The sequence below is a fragment of the Micromonospora sp. NPDC047756 genome, assembly GCF_055587245.1.
The window spans coordinates 980,046-998,174 of sequence record NZ_JBVJGQ010000001.1 but is presented as its reverse complement, the minus strand read 5'-3'; the positions used below and the strand labels follow the sequence as shown (position 1 = coordinate 998,174).

At 71.3% G+C, this 18,129-nt stretch carries 13 protein-coding genes and 1 pseudogene; 7 read left to right on the top strand and 7 right to left on the bottom strand.

Going from position 1 to position 18,129, the window contains the following annotated elements; all coding sequences use genetic code 11:
* Window positions 1-2: 2 nt before the first annotated feature.
* The gene (locus tag ACZ6NZ_RS04660) at window positions 3-1,103 is read right to left on the bottom strand and encodes an EamA family transporter (RefSeq protein ID WP_465855682.1); all 1,101 of its coding nucleotides are present in this window, start codon (window positions 1,101-1,103) and stop codon (window positions 3-5) included.
* A 609-nt stretch (window positions 1,104-1,712) separates the two neighbouring features.
* Between ACZ6NZ_RS04660 and ACZ6NZ_RS04655 the strand changes: the two are divergent.
* From ACZ6NZ_RS04655 to ACZ6NZ_RS04645, 3 genes and pseudogenes are all read left to right on the top strand, one after another.
* Window positions 1,713-2,003 (top strand): annotated as a pseudogene (locus tag ACZ6NZ_RS04655) (LppU/SCO3897 family protein); the annotation flags it as partial.
* Between the two features lie 614 nt (window positions 2,004-2,617).
* On the top strand, window positions 2,618-3,022 hold the full coding sequence (locus ACZ6NZ_RS04650) for an LppU/SCO3897 family protein (protein WP_465855946.1): 405 nt from the start codon (window positions 2,618-2,620) through the stop codon (window positions 3,020-3,022).
* Window positions 3,023-3,158: 136 nt separating this feature from the next.
* Entirely contained in the window at window positions 3,159-4,400 is a 1,242-nt protein-coding gene (locus ACZ6NZ_RS04645) for an ATP-binding protein (RefSeq protein WP_355583794.1), read from the top strand.
* A gap of 7 nt (window positions 4,401-4,407) precedes the next feature.
* Here the strand turns inward: ACZ6NZ_RS04645 and ACZ6NZ_RS04640 are convergent, their stop codons facing one another.
* Window positions 4,408-4,956 (bottom strand): GNAT family N-acetyltransferase, encoded by a 549-nt coding sequence (locus ACZ6NZ_RS04640; RefSeq protein ID WP_465855679.1) that lies wholly within the window; start codon window positions 4,954-4,956, stop codon window positions 4,408-4,410.
* Between the two features lie 133 nt (window positions 4,957-5,089).
* Between ACZ6NZ_RS04640 and ACZ6NZ_RS04635 the strand changes: the two genes are divergently transcribed.
* A complete protein-coding gene (locus tag ACZ6NZ_RS04635) occupies window positions 5,090-5,635 on the top strand; it encodes a DoxX family protein (protein ID WP_465855677.1) in 546 nt (181 codons plus the stop codon).
* 215 nt (window positions 5,636-5,850) lie between these two features.
* Window positions 5,851-7,317: a glycosyltransferase 87 family protein gene (locus tag ACZ6NZ_RS04630; protein WP_465855675.1), complete on the top strand. Its 1,467-nt coding sequence runs from the start codon at window positions 5,851-5,853 to the stop codon at window positions 7,315-7,317.
* Window positions 7,318-7,320: 3 nt separating this feature from the next.
* On the opposite strand, the gene ACZ6NZ_RS04625 is transcribed toward ACZ6NZ_RS04630, so the two are convergent.
* The 5 genes from ACZ6NZ_RS04625 to ACZ6NZ_RS04605 form a co-directional block, all read right to left on the bottom strand.
* Window positions 7,321-7,749, bottom strand: a complete 429-nt coding sequence (locus ACZ6NZ_RS04625) for a molybdenum cofactor biosynthesis protein MoaE (protein WP_130405760.1) — start codon at window positions 7,747-7,749, stop codon at window positions 7,321-7,323.
* Window positions 7,746-9,005 carry a molybdopterin molybdotransferase MoeA gene (locus ACZ6NZ_RS04620; protein ID WP_465855672.1) on the bottom strand — a complete coding sequence of 420 codons (1,260 nt, stop codon included), beginning with the start codon at window positions 9,003-9,005 and terminating at the stop codon, window positions 7,746-7,748. The genes ACZ6NZ_RS04625 and ACZ6NZ_RS04620 overlap by 4 nt, the downstream gene beginning before the upstream one ends.
* Window positions 9,006-9,097: 92 nt before the next feature.
* Window positions 9,098-9,568, bottom strand: coding sequence for a MogA/MoaB family molybdenum cofactor biosynthesis protein (locus ACZ6NZ_RS04615; protein WP_465855670.1), 471 nt, complete (start codon window positions 9,566-9,568; stop codon window positions 9,098-9,100).
* Window positions 9,565-10,056 carry a cyclic pyranopterin monophosphate synthase MoaC gene (gene moaC / locus ACZ6NZ_RS04610; protein ID WP_465855668.1) on the bottom strand — a complete coding sequence of 164 codons (492 nt, stop codon included), beginning with the start codon at window positions 10,054-10,056 and terminating at the stop codon, window positions 9,565-9,567. Before moaC ends, ACZ6NZ_RS04615 begins: the two co-directional genes overlap by 4 nt.
* Before the next feature lie 253 nt (window positions 10,057-10,309).
* Window positions 10,310-13,420 carry an AfsR/SARP family transcriptional regulator gene (locus ACZ6NZ_RS04605; protein WP_465855666.1) on the bottom strand — a complete coding sequence of 1,037 codons (3,111 nt, stop codon included), beginning with the start codon at window positions 13,418-13,420 and terminating at the stop codon, window positions 10,310-10,312.
* 715 nt (window positions 13,421-14,135) lie between these two features.
* On the opposite strand from ACZ6NZ_RS04605, the gene ACZ6NZ_RS04600 reads away from it, so the two are divergent.
* Together ACZ6NZ_RS04600 and ACZ6NZ_RS04595 are read left to right on the top strand one after the other, a co-directional pair.
* Window positions 14,136-16,658 carry a putative bifunctional diguanylate cyclase/phosphodiesterase gene (locus ACZ6NZ_RS04600; RefSeq protein ID WP_465855664.1) on the top strand — a complete coding sequence of 841 codons (2,523 nt, stop codon included), beginning with the start codon at window positions 14,136-14,138 and terminating at the stop codon, window positions 16,656-16,658.
* A gap of 50 nt (window positions 16,659-16,708) precedes the next feature.
* Window positions 16,709-18,088: a glycosyltransferase 87 family protein gene (locus ACZ6NZ_RS04595; protein ID WP_465855662.1), complete on the top strand. Its 1,380-nt coding sequence runs from the start codon at window positions 16,709-16,711 to the stop codon at window positions 18,086-18,088.
* Window positions 18,089-18,129 lie beyond the last annotated feature (41 nt).

The window sequence follows — 18,129 nt, the reverse complement described above, 5'->3', positions numbered from 1 at the left end:
CGTTACTGGCGGTCGCGCACCGACGTATCCCCCGAACCTGATCCCGGCGTGTCCCCCGATCGTGATCCCGGCGTGTCCTCCGACAGTGATGCCGACACATCCCCCGAACGTGATGCCGGCGTATCCCCCGGTCGTGATCCCGTGCCTGACCGACGCGGCCGTTCGGTGGTCACCACCAGCGCGACCCCGGCGACGATGACGGCGCCGCCGAGCAGCACCTGCGGGGTGATCGGCTCGGCCACCAGCAGCGCGCCGAGCGCCACCGCGACCGCCGGGTTCACGTAGGCGTACGTCGACACCAGCGAGATGGGCGCGTTGTGCAGCAGCCAGACGTACGCGGTGAAGGCCACCAGCGAGCCGGCCACCATGAGGTAGCCCAAGGCCAACCAGGACCGGGTGCTCACCTCCGCCGGGTGGAAGTCGGCCAGTTCGCCCCGACCGGCGGCGACGGCCACCAGCGCCAGCGCGCCGGCCATCATCTCGTACACCGTGGCCACGAAAGGGTCGGTGGGCATCCGGATCCGTCCGGACAGGAACGACCCAACCGACCAGGAGGTGGCCGCCGCCACCACTGTCAACGCCCCGACCAGGGGCACCGCTGCCGAACTACCGCCCGGTAGCACCAGCAGGACGAGGCCGACGAAGCCCACCGTGACCCCGGCGAACGTCCAGATCGGCGGCCGGTCCCCGGTGGCCGAGCGCAACAGCACGACCAGCAACGGCACCGTGGCCACCAGCAGGGCGGCGATCCCGGACGGTAGCGCCACTCCCGGCGGCCCTTCTTCGGCGAGCACCACCAGGCCGTTGCCACCGGTGAGCAGGAGCACCCCGACCAGGGCGGCCGAGCCGAGTTGCCGGCGGTCCACCCGCAGCGCGCCGGGGCCGCGACGAAGTCGCAGCACCACTGCCAGGACCAAGCCGGCCACGGCGAAGCGGAGCGCGGCCGACAGCAGTGGAGGCAACGTCTCCACGGTGATCCGGATGGCCAGATAGGTCGACCCCCAGAGCACGTAGACCACGATCAACGCGGTCCAGATCAGGGTCGGTGTGCTGGTGGCACGACGGCCGGCGAGGGCCGTGGCGCTCGGTGGAGGTGAGCTCATCAGTGGACCACGCTACGGTGACCCCGGAGCCCGCGTCGCGTTTTGGTGGCCGGCCTCTCACCACTCGTGCAGGAGGGCGGCATGACGAACTACGGACAGCCGGGGAGCGGCCACCCGGGGCCGTGGCGTGGGCAAAGACCCGACGAGACGCCCGGTCGACCGCCGCAGCAGCCCTACCCGCCCGCGGCGGAGCCCTACCCACCGGCGGTCCCGTCGTACCCGCCCGCAGCGCAGGGACGGCCCGGGGCGTACGGCGGCCCACCCACCCCGCCCTACGGTGCGACGCCCGACGCGCCCTACGGCGGCGCGACGGCAACCCCGTACGGCGGAGGGACAGCCACGCCCTACGGCCACGAGCCCCGCCCGCCCTACGGCGACCCGTACCAGCCGACCCCGACGTATGGCGGGCAGCCGTACCGGCCCGACGACCCGTACGGCGAGGATCCGGCACCGAGCCGGCGCGGTCGGGGGCCGCTGATCGCGGTCCTGGCCGTCGTCCTGCTGGTGGTGGCCGCCGCCGGGGCGTTCTGGTTGCGCAGGGGGCAGAGCGACCCGGCGCCGGCAGCCGCGCCGAGCAACTCGGCCGTCGCCGGTGAGCCCAGCGCGGACGCGGTCGAGCCCGTGCCGAGCGCGGCCGCGCCGGAGTCGTCGGCCGATCCCCGGTTCGCCAAGGTCGGCCAGTGTGTCCGCAACGACGGCACCGCAGGTGGTAAGCCGAAGCTGCTGATCAGCGGTTGTGCTGCGAAGTCGTACGAGGTGCTGAGCCGGATCGACGGCCCGACCAGCGGCGAGCGGGACGCCGAGGCCAAGTGCGCCAAGGTCGAGGGCTACACCAACTGGTATTTCTTCGACAGTGAGCTGGACACTCTCGACTTCGTCCTCTGCCTCAAGCAACGCTGAGACCACCCACCCCCGGGAATGACATGACGACCTACGGACCTGCGGGTTCCGAGCAGCCGGACGATCCTTACCAGCGCCCGCCCAATGGGCCTGACAGCTCACCACCGGTCGATGAGACGCTGCCCCTGGGGACCACCCCGCCGCCGGCAGACGACCCGACCCGGCAGCAGTGGGGTCCCCCGCCGACCGGCGCGGAGCCACCGACGGTTCCCATGTGGGCGCCGCCCACCAACCCGGAGCCGCCGAGCACACCGATGTCGGCGCCGCCCACCAACCCGGAGCCGCCGAGCACACCGATGTCGGCGCCGCCCACCAACCCGGAGCCGCCGACCACACCGATGTGGGCGCCCACCTCGGGCCCGGGTCACCCACCGCCCGGCCCGTATCCGCCAGCGGGTCCGACACCGCCGCCCGGCCCGTACCCACCGGCCGGCTCGACACCGCCGCCCGGCCCGTACCCACCGGCGGGCCCGTACCCACCGGGGGGCCCGATGCCTGGTCAGCCGGCCGGGCCGGTGCCGGGTCAGCCACCCGCGCCCTGGGGTCAGCAGCCTCCCGGCGGCTACGGGATGCCGCCCGCCGCGCCCGCGAAGAAGACCGGCCGCAACGTCGCTCTGATCATCACCGTGGTGGTGTTGCTCGTGCTCTGCCCGTGCCTCGGCCTGGCCGGATGGGCGGTCTGGAAGGTGGCCGACGCCGGCAGTGACGCGGCGGATACCCCGTCGACGAGCGCCCCGGGCCTGCCACCCGCGCTGCCCAGCGACGCTCCGACGTCGGCCGCCCCGACTCCGGGCACCGAGTTCGCCAGGGGTGACTGCGTGGTGAACGACGGCAGTGCGAGCGACGCGCAGCTCCGTAAGGTGCCCTGCGGCCCGAACACGTATCAGGTGCTGCTGCGGATTCCGGCGACCACCGACGGCGACCGGTGCGAGATGCTCGCGCCGCAGGCGACCGCGAACTATGTGCACGACAACTCGGTCGACCTGTTCGACTACGTGCTCTGCCTGAAGGAGCGCTAGGTCCGATTGCCAAAACTAGGGCTGTCTAGCGTGGATGCTAGACAGCCCTAGTTTATGGTCGACGGTCTCGACACGCCGGTAGCCCCATCTATCCATGTCTAGCCTCGCAGCTAGATGGCCCGATAATCTGCGATGCGTGGATCCGGTCCGCAACCCGTACGCGCCGGGCGCCGGTCAGCGTCCGCCCGAACTTGCCGGGCGGGGGCGGGAGCTGGACGTCTTCGACATCGTGCTCGAGCGCATCGCCCGGGGCCGACCCGAGCGCAGCCTCATGCTCACCGGCCTGCGGGGCGTCGGCAAAACGGTTCTGCTCAACACGCTCCGTTCGCAGGCGATCAACCGACTCTGGGGCAGCGGCAAGATCGAGGCCCGACCGGACCAGTCGTTGCGCAGACCGGTCGCCGCCGCACTGCACATGGCCGTCCGGGAGCTGGCCCCCCGACACCGCGCACCGGACCGCATCGACGCGTTCCTCGGCGTCCTCAAGGCGTTCGCCCAGCGGTCCAACCCGACCGGCCGGGCCGGCGCGGCCACCAAGCTGCGCGACCGGTGGCAGCCCGGCATCGACGTGCCGGCCGCCAGCGGTCGGGCCGACTCCGGTGACATCGAGATCGACCTGGTCGAACTGTTCAGTGACGCCGCCGCCGTGGCCAGCGACGTCGGCACCGGCATTGCCATCTTCATCGACGAGATGCAGGATCTCGGCCCGGAGGACGTGTCGGCGCTCTGCGCCGCCTGCCACGAGCTGTCCCAGCTCGGCGCGCCGCTGATCGTCGTCGGCGCCGGCCTTCCGCACCTGCCGGCGGTGCTCAGCGCCGCCAAGTCGTACTCCGAACGGCTGTTCCGCTACCAACGCATCGACCGGCTCGACCGGATCGCCGCCGACCGGGCGCTCTGCGCGCCGGCCGAGCGCGAGGAGGTCGAGTACGAGCAGAAGGCGCTCGACCTGCTCTACGAGAAGTCCGGCGGCTATCCCTACTTCGTCCAGGCGTACGGCAAGGCCACCTGGGACCACGCGCCACGCTCGCCGATCACGGCCGCCGACGTGCGGGTGGCCGCGCCCGAGGCGGAGGCCGAGCTGGCGGTCGGGTTCTTCGGTTCCCGGTTCGAACGGGCCACTCCCGCTGAACGCGAGTACATGCGGGCGATGGCCATGATGTCCGCGGTCGAGGGCGAGCCCGGCGAGGTGGTCCGCGACGACATGGACGCCGCCGTGCCCACCGCGGAGATCGCCCGGGCCCTCGGCCGCAAGCCGGCCAGTCTGTCCCCGGCCCGGGACGCGCTGATCAAGAAGGGGCTGATCTACTCCGGTGAGCGGGGCACTGTCGCCTTCACCGTCCCGCACTTCGGCCGGTACCTGCGGACGCAGCCGGCCTGAGGCCCGGTCAGACCTTCGACCACGGGGCCGGGAAGAGCACCTCGCCACGAGGTGGGGGGCCCTCCTCGCTGGTGGACGGCGGCAGCACCAGCGCCTGCCAGGGCTCACCGAGGCCGGCCCAGGGACCGGTCAGGCCCAGTTCACTCGCCGGGCCGAACCCGAACCGGCGGTAGAAGACCGGGGCGCCGAGGACGACGACGAGCCGCTCGCCCAACTCGGTGGAGGCATCCAGGGCAGCCTGCACGACCGCCGTGCCGTGCCCGACACGCTGTCGGTGCGGCGCGACCGCCACCGGGCCGAGGGCCAGGACGGGCATGTCCGAGCCTCGCTCCGGCCGCAGCCGCACCCGGGTGAGCAGCGCGTAGCCGACCACCTCACCGCCGTACTCGGCGACCATGGCCAACTCCGGCAGCCAGGCGGTGGTGTCGCGCAGCTCGTCGACCAGGCTGACCTCCGGCGGCGTCGCCACGTCCGGGCGGGCGAAGGCGGCGGCCAGTACGCGGCGGACCGGGCCGGCGTCGGCCGGGTCCTCGGGGCGTAGCCGCAGCGTGGTCACCCGCGCGACGTTACCCGCCGACGCCCGTCCATCCGTGACGGTCGCTCGATTCGGCGTGGCGTACGTGTACGAACACCAATCCGATCCTGCGGTTGACGGGGTAGCAAACGTCGCGAGGGGGTATGACTGATCCATGACGCCCGTACGTTCCCTCGCCCGCGCCATGCTGAGCGGCATCTTCGTGGTCAGCGGGTATCGCAACCTCCGCGACCCCGGCCGGCTCGCGGTGGCCGCCAAACCGGTGACCGACAAGGTCGCGCCGGTGCTGAAGAAGGCACACCCGAGCTTCCCGACCGAGACCGAGACGTTGATCCGGCTCAACGCGGCCGTACAGGTCGGCGCCGGGCTGATGCTGGCCACCGGTCGGCTCAGCCGGCCCGCAGCGCTGGTTCTGGCCGGCACGCTGGTGCCGGTGACAGTCGCCGGGCATCCCTTCTGGAAGAACGACGACCCGATCGCCAAGAACAACAACCAGATTCACGCGCTGAAGAACCTCGGGCTCCTCGGCGGTCTGCTCCTCGCCGCCGCGGACACCGGCGGCAAGCCGGGTCTGCGGTGGCGGACGGGCCACCGCATCGACCACTCTCGACGTTCCATGCAACGCGCCGTCCGGACGGCCCGCCGCGAGGCCCGGATCGCCGTCCGCTCCGCGTCCACCGCACGTCGACTCCCCGGCTGACCTGCGTCGATCCGTCTCCGTCTCACCCCCACCCCTCGCTAAGGCCGCGAATTACCTGAACCACCCGGTAGGCGTTAACGCGGTGGAAATGTCAAAAACATGTGTGGGATCGGACACGGTCGCATAACGCGGGAGGCACTGACGTGAGGCGCCGTTCTAGGCTCCGTGCAGGACCTGGACGGGTAGGACGACCTTGGTACGGGGGTGGCCACGCCATGCCGACGGATGTCGGTAGACGGGCGGATCGCCTCGCCCCAATCCAACGTGTGTCACGCGGCATCGACCGCGTGGCTCGCGGGATCGATCGCAGGAACGTCGTACGGGGCGCCATCGTGGCCGCCGTCGCCTATGCCGCATGGCTTGCCATCGGCACCTTCGGGCGGCCGTACAACTTCTTCGACATGAAGATCTACCACGGTGCCGTGGTGTGGTGGGCGAGCGGTCACGAGCTCTACGAGTTCATCGCGCCCGAAACCACACTCGGGTTCACCTACCCACCCTTCGCCGGGCTGGTCATGCTGCCGATGGCGCAGCTGCCGATCGGCGCGGCCGGCCTGGTCAACGCCGCCGCCAGCATCGCCGCCCTGGCGTTGGTGCTGGCCGGGCTGCTCCGACCCATCGTGGACCGACTGGGATGGCCACTGTGGTTCACGGTGGCCCTGGCGGTGCCGCTCGCGGTCGCCATCGAGCCAGGTCGGGAGACGCTCGGCTACGGCCAGGTCAACATCCTGCTGTTCGCCTTGATCATGGCTGACCTGATCGGTCTTCGCTGGCGGTCCCGCCGGGGCACCCACTACGCCGCCACCGACGGTCCGCTGCTGCGCTTCATCTACGGCGGGGCCTGGGCGGGGGCCGGCATCGGCCTCGCCACGGCGGTCAAGCTCACCCCGGCGCTGTTCATCGCCTACCTGCTGATCACCCGTCAGTGGCGGGTGGCGGCCACCGCCATCGGCACGACGATCGGCGTGACGTTGGGGACCTTCGCGATCGTCGGTGACGAGTCGCGGACCTACTTCGGCAGCGTGCTGTGGCAGACCGAACGCGTCGGTGCGGCGGACATGACGCCCAACCAGTCCCTCGCCGGCCTGCTGGCCCGGCTGTACGACTCGATCGAGACCCCGGGGCTGCTGTGGCTCGCCTTCTCGGTGCTGGTCCTGGCGCTCGGCCTGTCCCGGGCGGCGAGTTCCCGCGCCGACGGTGACGAGTTGACCGCGTTCACGTTGGTGGGTCTCACCGCGAACGTGATCAGCCCGATCTCCTGGACGCACCACCTGGTCTGGGTGATCCCGGCGATCATCGTGCTGGCCGATGCCGCCGTGCGTCGCCGCGAGGCGAGCCGGGGGATGCCGCAGCGCACCGGTCAGGGGCCGGTCTTCGGCGGTCTACCCGGTGTCAACGGGCTCCGTTCGCCGATCTGGTACCCGACGCTGACCGGGCTCCGCCACGGCTTCGCAGCGATCGGGCTCTACCTGCTCTTCCTGATCTCCCCGATCTGGCCGTACGAACACCAACTGCCGGAGATGTCGCACTACCAGGACGGTCTGTTCGGGGCGCTGATGGAGAACTCGCTCGCGTTGGCGCTGATCGTCCTGGTCGCCGCGCTGCCCTGGCGCCCCGGCGCGGAGCCGGCGTTCTACGGCGACCGGCTCGCCCGGGCCGTGGTGGTCAACGGCCGCCGCTGACCATCAGGGGCAGTTGACCCATTCCTCGGTGCCGTCGGTGAAGACCTGCCGCTTCCAGATCGGCAGTCGCGCCTTGACCTCGTCGACCAGCCGGGCGCAGGCCGCGAAGGCCGCCGCCCGGTGCGCGGTGCTCACCGCGGCGACAAGCGCGACGTCGCCGATCGCCAGGGGGCCGACCCGGTGCGAGACCGCCACCGCGTAGACGTCCGGCTCCGCGGCGATCTCGGCGGCCACCTCGCGCAGCACCTGTGCGGCGCTCGGGTGGCCCTCGTACTCCAGGCTGGTGACCTGGCGACCGTGGTCGTGGTCGCGGACCACGCCCTGGAACGACACCACGGCGCCGGCCCGGCGGTCGGCGACCGCCGCCTCGTGCGTGGCCAGATCGAGCGGCTGGTCGGTGACCTCGCCGAAGGTGATGGCTGGTGCGGTCACGACGCACGCTCCCCGGGAAACAACGGCAGTGGCACGATCGGCACCCGGTCGCCCGGCTCACCGCGGGTGCCGGGTCGGATGACCGCGAACCCGTCCGCGCCGGCCAGGCCGCGCAGCATCGCCGAACCGACGTGACGGACCGGGAACGCGACGCCGGCGGACCGGTCCAGTCGGACCAACGCCAGGTGGGTGTGGTCACCGCGACCGGGCACCGCCTCGGCCAACGTGACCTGCGGCAGCACCGGCATCGACCGGCCCTGGAGGCCGGCGAGCAGCGGGGCCACCAACGACACCAGCGCGACGATGGCGGACTGCGGGTTGCCGGGCAGCCCGGCCACGAACCGGGCTCGCCCGTCGGGGCCGGTCAGCCGGGCCAGCAGCATCGGGAAGCCCGGGCGAACCGCCACCGTGTTCACCACGTAGTCGGCGCCGAGCGCCTCCAGGGTCGGGTGCAGGTGGTCGACCGGACCGTTCATCGTGCCGCCGGTGGTGCAGACCAGATCGGCGTGGCTCAGCGCCGACCGTAGGGCCGCCACGTGTGCGGGCAGCGTGTCGGCCACCGGGCCGACCACGTCGGACGGGCGGACCTGGCAGCCGTAGCGCCGCAGCCAGGCCGGCACCGCGGGGCCCAGCGCGTCGCGGATGCGACCGGCCGCGGGCGGACCCGCCGTCAGCAGCTCGTCACCGAAGACCAGCAGCGCGGCGCGCGGCACCCGCCGGACCCGCAGCGCGTCGTGCCCGCAGGCGGCGGCCAGGCCGATCACCGCCGGGTCGACCGGCGTGCCGACCGGCAACAACTCCTCATCGGCGTACGCCTCCTCGCCGGGTTTCCGCCACTCGGGCGTCTCCCGGGGGACGCCGCTGATCAGGCCGGTGGTGGATGCGGAGGACTCCTCGACGCGGAGCACGGCGGTGGCGCCCTCGGGCACCATCGCGCCGGTCGCGATCTCGACAGTGGTGTCGTCCTCGGTCAGGGGAGCGGGGGTGCTGCCGGCCAGGACCCGGCCGACGACGCGCCACGGCCCACGGCCGCGCACGGCCCAGCCGTCCACGCTGGAGGTCGGGAACGCCGGCAGGTCGGTGCGGGTGGTCAACGGCTCGGCCAGTGTCGACCCGTCGGTGTCGGCGAGTGGTCGGGCGGCGGCGGGCAGCGCGGCGGCCAGACCGACCGCGTAGACCCGCGAACGGGCTTCTTCCCACCCGGCTGGCGGGGGCGCGGTGACCCGATCCGCGGTGGGTGCGGTTTCCGTGCTCACCGACCGAGCCTATCGGCCCGGACCGACACCCGCCCGGGCCTGGCGCGCACCGGTCGGTACTCGCCCCGAAGCGGTCGGTCGCCGCGGAGCGGTCAGTGGTCCCCGCCGCGGAGCTGATCGACGGTGTGGCCGAGGATCGGCCCGAGAACGGCCAGGCCATCCCGGGCACCACCGGTCGAGCCGGGCAGATTGACCACCAGCATCCGGCCGGCGACCCCGGCCAGGCCCCGGGACAGCACCGACGTCGGCACGCGGTCACGACTGTGCGCCCGGATCGCCTCGGCGACACCGGGGATCTCGTAATCCAGCAGGCTCCTCGTCACGTCCGGGGTCCGGTCCGTCGGGGTCACTCCGGTGCCGCCGCTGGTCAGCACCACGTCGACACCGTCGGCGCGAGCGGCCCGCAGAGCGTCGCCGACCGGCTCGCCGTCGGGCACCACCACCGGGTCGTCGACCTGGCAGCCCAGCTCACGCAGCCCGGCCACGAGCAGCGGCCCGCTGGTGTCGGCGTAGACACCGGCCGCAGCCCGGTTGGAAGCGACGATCACCCGGGCCCGGATCACGGCCGGTCCTCCGGCCGGACCCACTCGCCGGTCTTGCCGCCCTCCTTGCGCAGCACCCGGACCGCCTCCACCGAGGCCGCCGGGTCGACCGCCTTGACCATGTCGACCAGGGCGAGACCGGCGACAGCAACCGCTGTCAGTGCCTCCATCTCCACCCCCGTCCGGTCCGCCGTGCGCGCGGTGGCCGTGATCTCCACGGTGTCGGCGGTCAGCCGCAGGTCGACGGTGACGGCGTGCAGGGCGATCGGGTGGCAGAGCGGGATCAGGTCAGGAGTGCGCTTGGCCCCCATGATTCCGGCCAGCCGCCCGACGGCCAACGCGTCACCCTTGGGCAGCCCGTCGCGTTGCAGCAGGTCGATGACCTCGGGCGTGGTCCGCAGGCGGCCGGCCGCGACGGCCAGGCGACCCGTCACCGCCTTGGCGGAGACGTCGACCATGCGGGCCGCGCCGGTGCGATCGACGTGGCTGAGCTGCGCGGGTTCGGTCACGGTCGTGAGCCTATCGGTGTGGTACGACGGCGGTCGGAAGGAGCGGCGTCACGCTTGCGACCGCACCGGGTGCTGACGGCGCAACGGGCTCGACGCCGCTCCTTCCTCACCAGCCCGCCGCCGAGGTCGCTGGGGGGGACCCGGCAGCGGGCGCGTGTCGACGACCCGGTTCTGCCCAGGGGCAGAACCTCCCCCGTTCGTCGATACGGCCGGAAGTTACCGGGCCTGCCGATAAGAAATCGATAAGCGCCGTTCAGGCTGGTCGGCGCTTGTCGACCAGGGCCACCCCGGTCAACTCGGCGAGGCGACGTTCGGCTTCGAAGCGCTCCGGCACGCCCATCCGCCGGAAGATCGCCAGCGCCCGCTCCCAGTGCCGCCGCGCCTCGGCCGGATCGGTACGGGCGAAGTGTTCGGCGAGCCCGGCCAGCGCTCGACCCTGCTCGTGCGGATGCGCGATCCGAGTGGCCAGCCGCAACGCCTCCTGGTGCACCTCGAACGCCTCGCCGCCCCGCCCCTGCGCCAGCAGGGTGCGGCCGAGTTCGTTGAGCGCGGCCGCCTCGACGTGTCGCTCCCCCGAACCGACCGACAGCTTCCGAGCCAACTCATGCTCCTGCTGGGCCTCCACCAGTCGACCCAGACCTCGATAGGCGATCCCGAGGTCGTTGCGCACCTCAGCCTCCGCGTACCGGTGGCCGGTCCGATCACGAAGAGCCAGCGAGGCCAGGAGGATCCGGATCGCCTGCGGCAGATCGCCCATCCGGACCCGCACGGCGCCGATATGGCTGAGGGCGTTGAGTGTGTGGAAGATGTCGGAGTTCGACCGGGCCCACGCCAGGTGCAGGCGATGCAGGCGCAACGCCTCCTCGTAACGCCCCAGTGAGGTGAGTGCCATGCCGAGGTTCGGCAGCGCCATCGGTACCTTGGCCTTGCCGTATCCCTTGTAGTCACGCAGGCGCTCAAAACCGACCCTTACCGCTCCAGTCAGGTCGCCGCTCCAGTAGTAGACAGCGGCGAGGTTGGCGCGGTACCGCGCGGTCCTGAGCACGTCGCGGGAGTCTTTGGAGAGGGCGACGGCGCGGGTCAGATGATGCAGTGCTTCCCGATTGTCGCCAGTCCTGATATATCCGGAAGCGAGGTAGTTGCTCATCAATGCCGTTGCACCGACGTCCCCGGACGCGTCCGCTGCGGTCAGCGCGTGCCGGTGGGTCGTGATGATGTCCTCGAAGTATCCGCGGATGTAACAGAATCGCCAGAGGGCACGGGCCAGTCGCCACGAGTGCTCGTGGAAGCCCTCATCAAGGGCTGACCTCACCATCGTCACCAGGTCCGTCCGCTCCGCTTCCAACCAGTCAGCCGTGGGCTCCCCGACAGCGTCGACCAACTCAGGTCGCCCGATCGGGAGATGTGTGACGCGAGGTTCCAGGTCGTTGAGCTCCAGCGTCTTGGCGACCCTCAACGCCACCGCCAGAGTGAAATCGAACAGGTGAGCCAGCCCGGCCTTTCGGTCGCTCGCGGAGTCGGTACGCGAACACAGCTCGATGGAGTACTCCCGCAGGAGGTCGTGCAGTCGATACCGCGTCGAGTCCAGGTCCTCCACCAGGTTCCTGTCGACGAGTTCGTCCAGCGCCGCGCGAGCCTCGGTGATCGTCAGCCCGGTCAACGCGGCGACCGCCGGAGCACTGAAGCGACTACCGGGATACAGGCCCAGGAATCGGAAGACGCGCCTGGTCGAACTCGCAAGCGGCTCATAGGAAGCGGCGAAGGCTCCGGTGACAGTGTGCTCCTCCTGGGCCAGGTGGTGCAGCGCCGGAGCATCGCCAGCCATCTGCTCGGCAAGGTCCGTCAACCGCCATCCGCGCCGGTGCGCCAGCCGCGCGCCGGCCAGCCGGATCGCCAGTGGGAGATACCCACACCGACGCACCACCTCGGCGGCTGCCTCCGGCTCGGCCTCGACCCGGTCCCGACCGATGCTCAGGCTGAGGAGATCCACGCTCTCCTGCGGGTTCAGGAGCGGCAGCGTCTGTGAGGGCCCGACATCCAGGTGGGACAGACGCCGCCGCGAGGTGACCAGCACGACGGTGGTCGGCTCGGCTGGAAGCAGGGGCATGATCTGCTCGCTGCTCGCCGCGTTGTCGAGCACCACCACTGACCGCCGGAGGGCCAGTTCCTGTCGCCACAACTCCACCCGGTCGTCGAAATCCACGGGTACCCGACCAGCCGGAACGCCCAACTGTCGAAGCAGGGTGACCAGGGCACTCGCCGGCTCAACCCGGTGCTTCGCACCGTGCCCGCACAGGTCGATGAAGAGCGCGCCGTCCGGGTAGCGATCGGACAGCCGACGGGCCAGGTGCACGGCGAGAGTCGTCTTCCCGCTGCCCGCCATGCCGTCGATGATGTGTACGGCCGGAACCCGCTCCTCGACCCTCCGGGTCTCCGTCAGCAGCCGCGACACCACGTCCTCCCGGCCGACGAAGTCGGTCACAGCTCGGGGAAGGTGATCCACCGGGTCGGGCCGAGGCGCTGTCTCAGCGATCAGGGCACCGACTGTGGGAGTCGGGTTCGGGAGACGGCGGGCACTCTGGCCGCCCGGACGGGACGCGGCGAGGTCCGCCGGTCGCCGGGGTGGCGCCGAAACGATCGTGCGATGAAGAGCCTGAAGGTCGGAACCTGGGAGTACGCCGAGCTCGGCCATCAGCTTCGCCCGAACCTCGTCGTACGTGAGGAGCGCGCCCGCGTGGTCGCCACGCTCGTGCAGTGCCCGCCCGAGGAGGACGTACGCCGGTTCCCGGAGGGGATGACGGGCGATGGCATCCCGCAACAGGGGGATCGCCAGATCCCCGCGCCCCGCTCTGAGCTGCGCGTCGGCAAGGAGTTCCACGGCAAGCAGACGCTCCTCCTCGGCGGCCACCACGCGTGCGCCGAGCACCGGCCCGAGCGACATGCCGGCGAGCATCGCGCCCCGCCACCGCGCCACGGCGGACCCCAACCGTTGCAGGGCGCTGTCGACGTGACCGGCGATCAGGGCTTCCCGGCCCGCGGCGCACTCCGTCTCGAAGCGGAACACGTCGATGGCTTCCGGCCCAACGGTGAGGCGGTAGCCGCTCTGCTGCCTGACGATGACACCCCGACCAGACTCGTAAGCCTCGAAGGTACGGCGCAGATTGGCGGCGTAGGTCCGGACGTTCGCCACGGCAGAGCGCGGCGGACGGTCTGGCCACAGCTCGTCGACCAGGTCGTCGAGGGTCACCAGTTGCCCCGGTTGGACCGCGAGCATCGCGAAGACAGCCTGCTGTTTGGGCGTGCCCAGGTGCAGCTTGCGAGCCAGCAGGTGCACCGAGAGGCCACCCAGAAGTTGAATCTCCACCCGTCCCCCTGCTTCAGCGGGGTATTCAGCCGATCACGCAACGAAGCTTACGGGCACCCGGGTGTGGACCTGACGCCAATCAGGCCGCCGATGCATAGGCTCCTGCCGCCCTCTGCGACGCTGCCGATGAGTGCAATGGGAACATTGCAAGAAGCATCGGCGCCTTGGCGTTCTCGACTGCTGCCGCAACAGGGAAAGAAGGAGCGAAAGCCCTCAACTACTTGTTCAGCACGAGCCGTCGGCTCCAGAGACTGGAACTGACCAGGGCAGTGCCACCATCATCAGTGCTTCACTGCGAAGGGGTACCAGGCTGAAGCTGGCGGGTGGTTGACCGAATCGGCGGATGAGTTGCGGCATCCCGACGGCCACACTGAGGGCGCGGGCTAATCAGTCGCCGCGGCTCGCGACATTCCGCAACGGACCGGATGCAACAGGCAAGCATCCCAGCGCTCTCCGCACCGGAACGCAAACAGAATGTCACTTATCCGTACAGGATTAACTAATGTTGAGGATAACGACATTTATCGTCCCTAACTAGGGCTAACCCCATTTAAGCTCCATTCGTAGAGGGTCGGCGCCAACAGAGCCCGACAACCATACGAAGGGAGGGTGGGTGAAATGCGCGGAAACGAGTGGGGCTGACATCGATGCGGGACTTCCGCAGCGCCCGGCGATATGGTTGCGAGTACGACAGGCGAGGTAATCCAGGAGTTGCGTGGCCTCTTCACAACGACGCGATGACGGGACCGATCGACGGCTACGGCTGATCGTCGGTCTCCTCGTCGTTGCGGCCACGATCGTTGGTCTCGCCTCCCTGAGATTGACCTTCCCCGCGGCTGAGGCTCCGACACCCGACATTGCGACCCTGATCACGCTGACCGCCATGATCGCCCTGGGTGCGTTCGTCAAGACCCGCGTACGTGTCCGGTCCACGGTGCACCTGATCAGTTGGAGCGAGGCGGCGATCGTCATCGCGGCTGCCATAGCCCCCGTTCCCTGGGTGGTCCTCTGCACCTGCATCGGCATCACCATCGCCTCGGTCCGTCTTCCACCCATCAAGCTGGCCTTCGGCGTCGGCAAGAACATCCTCGTCGCGGCCGGGGCCGGCACCGCCTTCGCGCTGCTCGGTTGGACCTGGCCCGCCATGCAGGCCCCACAGCTGGTCGGGATCCTGGCGGTCGCCTACCTTGTCGCCGCCCTCCTCGACGAACTGCTGGCGATCCCCGTGATCGCGCTCGCCTCCGGCACCAGAATCACGACCCAGTTCCGCAGCAACCTGGATCTTCGCCTGGCCGGCTACGCGGTCCGGTTCGTGGTGGCGGCCCTGACCCTGCTCACCCTCCAGATGGACCCACGGCTCCTGCTCGCCGTCCCGCCCCTGGTCCTGAGCCTGCACCTGGCCTACTCCGCGCGCATCCGAGGCCGCACCGAGCAACAGGCGTGGCAGCGGCTGGCCCGCACCACCGACGCGCTCAACGTGGTCGACCTGGACAACGTCCTCACCACGGCCGTGACCCAGGCCGCCGAACTGTTCTCCGCCGACGAGGTCGAGATCGAGCTGCGTGACGGCGGCCGCACCGTACGCGGCGACACCGGCGGCATCACCTTCGACGGCCCGACCGGCACGCCCACCGGCGTTGACGGCACCGTCGTCCCCGCACCGCTGGAAGGCCACGACCGGACGGTCGACGTCGGCACGCTTCGGCTGCGCTTCCGCGGCCCGGTGCAACTCTCCGAGCGGGAGCAGTACACCCTGCGGACGTTCGCCTCCGCGCTCTGCACCGCCGTCCGCAACGCCCAGGCATACGCCGAACTGGCCCGGGTCGCCGACGAGCACGCGTACGCGGCCTCGCACGACGCGCTGACCGGCCTGGCCAACCGCCGGCACCTCCTCGACGAGGGCACCGAACAGTTGAGCACCCGCCATGCCGACGGGGTGACCGCGCTGGTGCTGATCGACCTCAACCATTTCAAGGAGGTCAACGACACGCTCGGGCACGCCGCCGGCGATCAGGTGCTGGTGCAGGTGGCCGACCGGTTGCGGGGTGCGGCCCAGCCGAGCGACCTGGTGGCCCGCCTCGGCGGCGACGAGTTCGCCGTACTCATGCGCGGTCTGCCGGCCCCGGCGGTCGCCGCGCACCGGGCCGAGACGCTGCTGGCCGCCCTGCACGAGCCGTTCGAGGTGGACGGCATGCGCATCAGCGTCGAAGCCAGCGGCGGCATCTCCGCCGCCCCGTCCAACGGCGGCATGGCCGAATTGCTGCGCCGCGCCGACGTGGCCATGTACCAGGCGAAGCGAGCCGGGCAGCGGATCTCCACGTACGCCCCGACCCGCGACACCGCCGACCTCGGGCGGCTCACCCTCGGCGGTGACCTACCGCGCGCGGTCGCCGACCACGAGTTCGTCGTCAACTTCCAACCGATCGTCGACCTGGGCACCGGTGAGGTGACCAGCGCCGAGGCCCTGGCCCGCTGGCACCACCCCACCCACGGCCTGATCGACCCACTGCGGTTCCTGGAGGCGGTGGAACGGTCCGGCCTGCTACCGGCCTTCGCCGAAGCGATCCTCGACCAGGCGCTGATCGCCGCGGTGAGTTGGCACGACGCCGGCTTCGACGTACCGGTCGCGGTCAACGTGTCCCCGCGCAGCCTGCTCGACGCGCGGTTCCCCGGCTCGGTGCTGGCCCGCCTCCGCGCCCACGACCTACCACCGGACCGGCTGGTCCTGGAGTTGACCGAGACGCTGACCCTCAGCCAACTCGACGTGGTCGACCGGGTGCTCAGCCGACTGCGCGACGAGGGAGTCCGGTTGGCGTTGGACGACTTCGGCACCGGCTACTCCTCACTCTCGCTGCTCTCCCGCATCCCGGTTCACGAGCTGAAGATCGACCGGAGCTTCGTGACGACCATGGAGAGTTCGGCGGAGGCCGCCGCGGTCATCCGCTCCACCCTCGACCTGGGTCGCAGCCTCAACCTGGACGTGGTGGCCGAGGGGGTGGAGAGCGAGCCGCAGCGGCGGGCCCTCTGGGAGTTGGGCTGCGTCGCCGGCCAGGGGCATCTGTTCGCCCGGCCCATGCCGTCCGGCACCCTGCTCGCGGCGATGCAACGCGGCTCGGGCGGCCGACCGGGCAGCCTCGCCGCGCCGCTGCACGACACCGGGGCGGTGATCCGGTTGAACCAGAACCGCCGCCAGGCCGGCCGCTCCAAGCCCGACCGCCAGCCACACCTGCCCGCCTGAGCAGGCCTCGGCCCGCTGCGCGGGCAGCCCGGTCTGCCAGACTGTCGCGCGTGATCGTCGACGACCCGACCGCCCACCGCAGTCGCTGGCACTGGCGCACGCTCGACAACGCCGCCGGCGGGCTCGCCCTCGACCTGGGCCTCTACGCCGTGTCGGCCGCCTTCGCGGCGATCACAGCCGTCACGTCCACCCTGCTGCCGCACCGCGCCTGGGGCGCGGTCGCCGCCGTCGGCTACCTGCTCGCGACGCTGACGGTGATCGCCCAGATTCTGCTGCGTCGACGCTCTCCAACCTCTCGGCTCACCGGTCTGCCAGCCCGCTGGGCGGTCACCGGTCTCGCCTGGGCCACCACCACACTGCTGCCCCTGGCCTGGCAGAGCATCGACCGGGCCGGTGGACGCACCGACCGGGCCCAGGAGGAGGTACTGGTCGTCGAGCACGCCGGCAGCCGCCTCCTGGAACACGGCACGCCATACCTCGGACCGGACGCCATCGCCGCCCTGCCACCGGGCGAGCAACTGATGGGCTACACCCCGTACCAGCCCGGCATGGCGATGTTCGGCCTGCCCAGGGCGCTGCTCGACACCTGGTGGACCGACTCCCGGGTCTGGTTCGCGGTGGGCACCGCGCTGGCGCTCGCCCTGGCCGTGGCCGCCCTGCGCCGAACACCGGCCACCGCCGGCCAGACAACCACCAGCGGGGCCACCGCCGGCCAGGCCGCCAACGCCGCGACCCGGCGACGGGACGCCGCCCTGCTGCGCGGTGTGCAGGCCGCCACCGTACTGCCGATCTGTGCCCTCACCCTCGCCACCGGCGGTGACGACCTCCCCGTACTCGCGCTCTGCCTGCTGGCCCTCGCATTCGCCGCCGCCGACCGGCCCGGCCGGGCCGGCGTCGCCGTCGGACTCGCCGGCGCCCTGAAGCTGTTCGCCTGGCCGGTCGCCCTGGTCCTGATCGTCTGGGGCCTGACCCGACGCGCCGGCACCCGGGTCGCCGTCGGCGCGATCGGACTTCCCGTCGCCGCACTACTGCCGGCGCTGCTGGTGGACCGCGACGCACTCACCGAGAACGTGCTGCGCTTCCCCCTCGGCCACGGGCTGGTCACCAGCCCCGCGCAGTCCCCGTTCCCCGGCTACCTGATCGCCAACGCGCTACCCGCCGGCCGGCTGATCGCCGCCGGGCTGCTGATCGCCGCCGGATTGGCCATCGCCGTCCGGCTCGCCCGCCGCCCGCCCCGCACCGCCGTCGCCACCGCGCTGATCTGCGGGTACGGGCTGCTCGCCGCCATCGCCCTGATGCCGACCACCCGCTTCGGCTACCTGCTGTACCCGCTGGCCCTGCTGACCTGGGCCCCCGCCCTGCACCGCCCGGTCGACACACCGACCGTCACCGTTGCCGACGAACCCTCCGGTCGGAGCACATCGACCTGACTTCCCGGCGCAACGACGCGTCAGGGCGTAGACCTGTAGGC

Coding starts and splice junctions, on each gene's coding strand:
- ACZ6NZ_RS04660 (WP_465855682.1), bottom strand. CDS start 1,103: ATGAGCTCACCTCCACCGAGCGCCACGGCCCTCGCCGGCCGTCGTGCC.
- ACZ6NZ_RS04635 (WP_465855677.1), top strand. CDS start 5,090: ATGACGCCCGTACGTTCCCTCGCCCGCGCCATGCTGAGCGGCATCTTC.
- ACZ6NZ_RS04630 (WP_465855675.1), top strand. CDS start 5,851: ATGCCGACGGATGTCGGTAGACGGGCGGATCGCCTCGCCCCAATCCAA.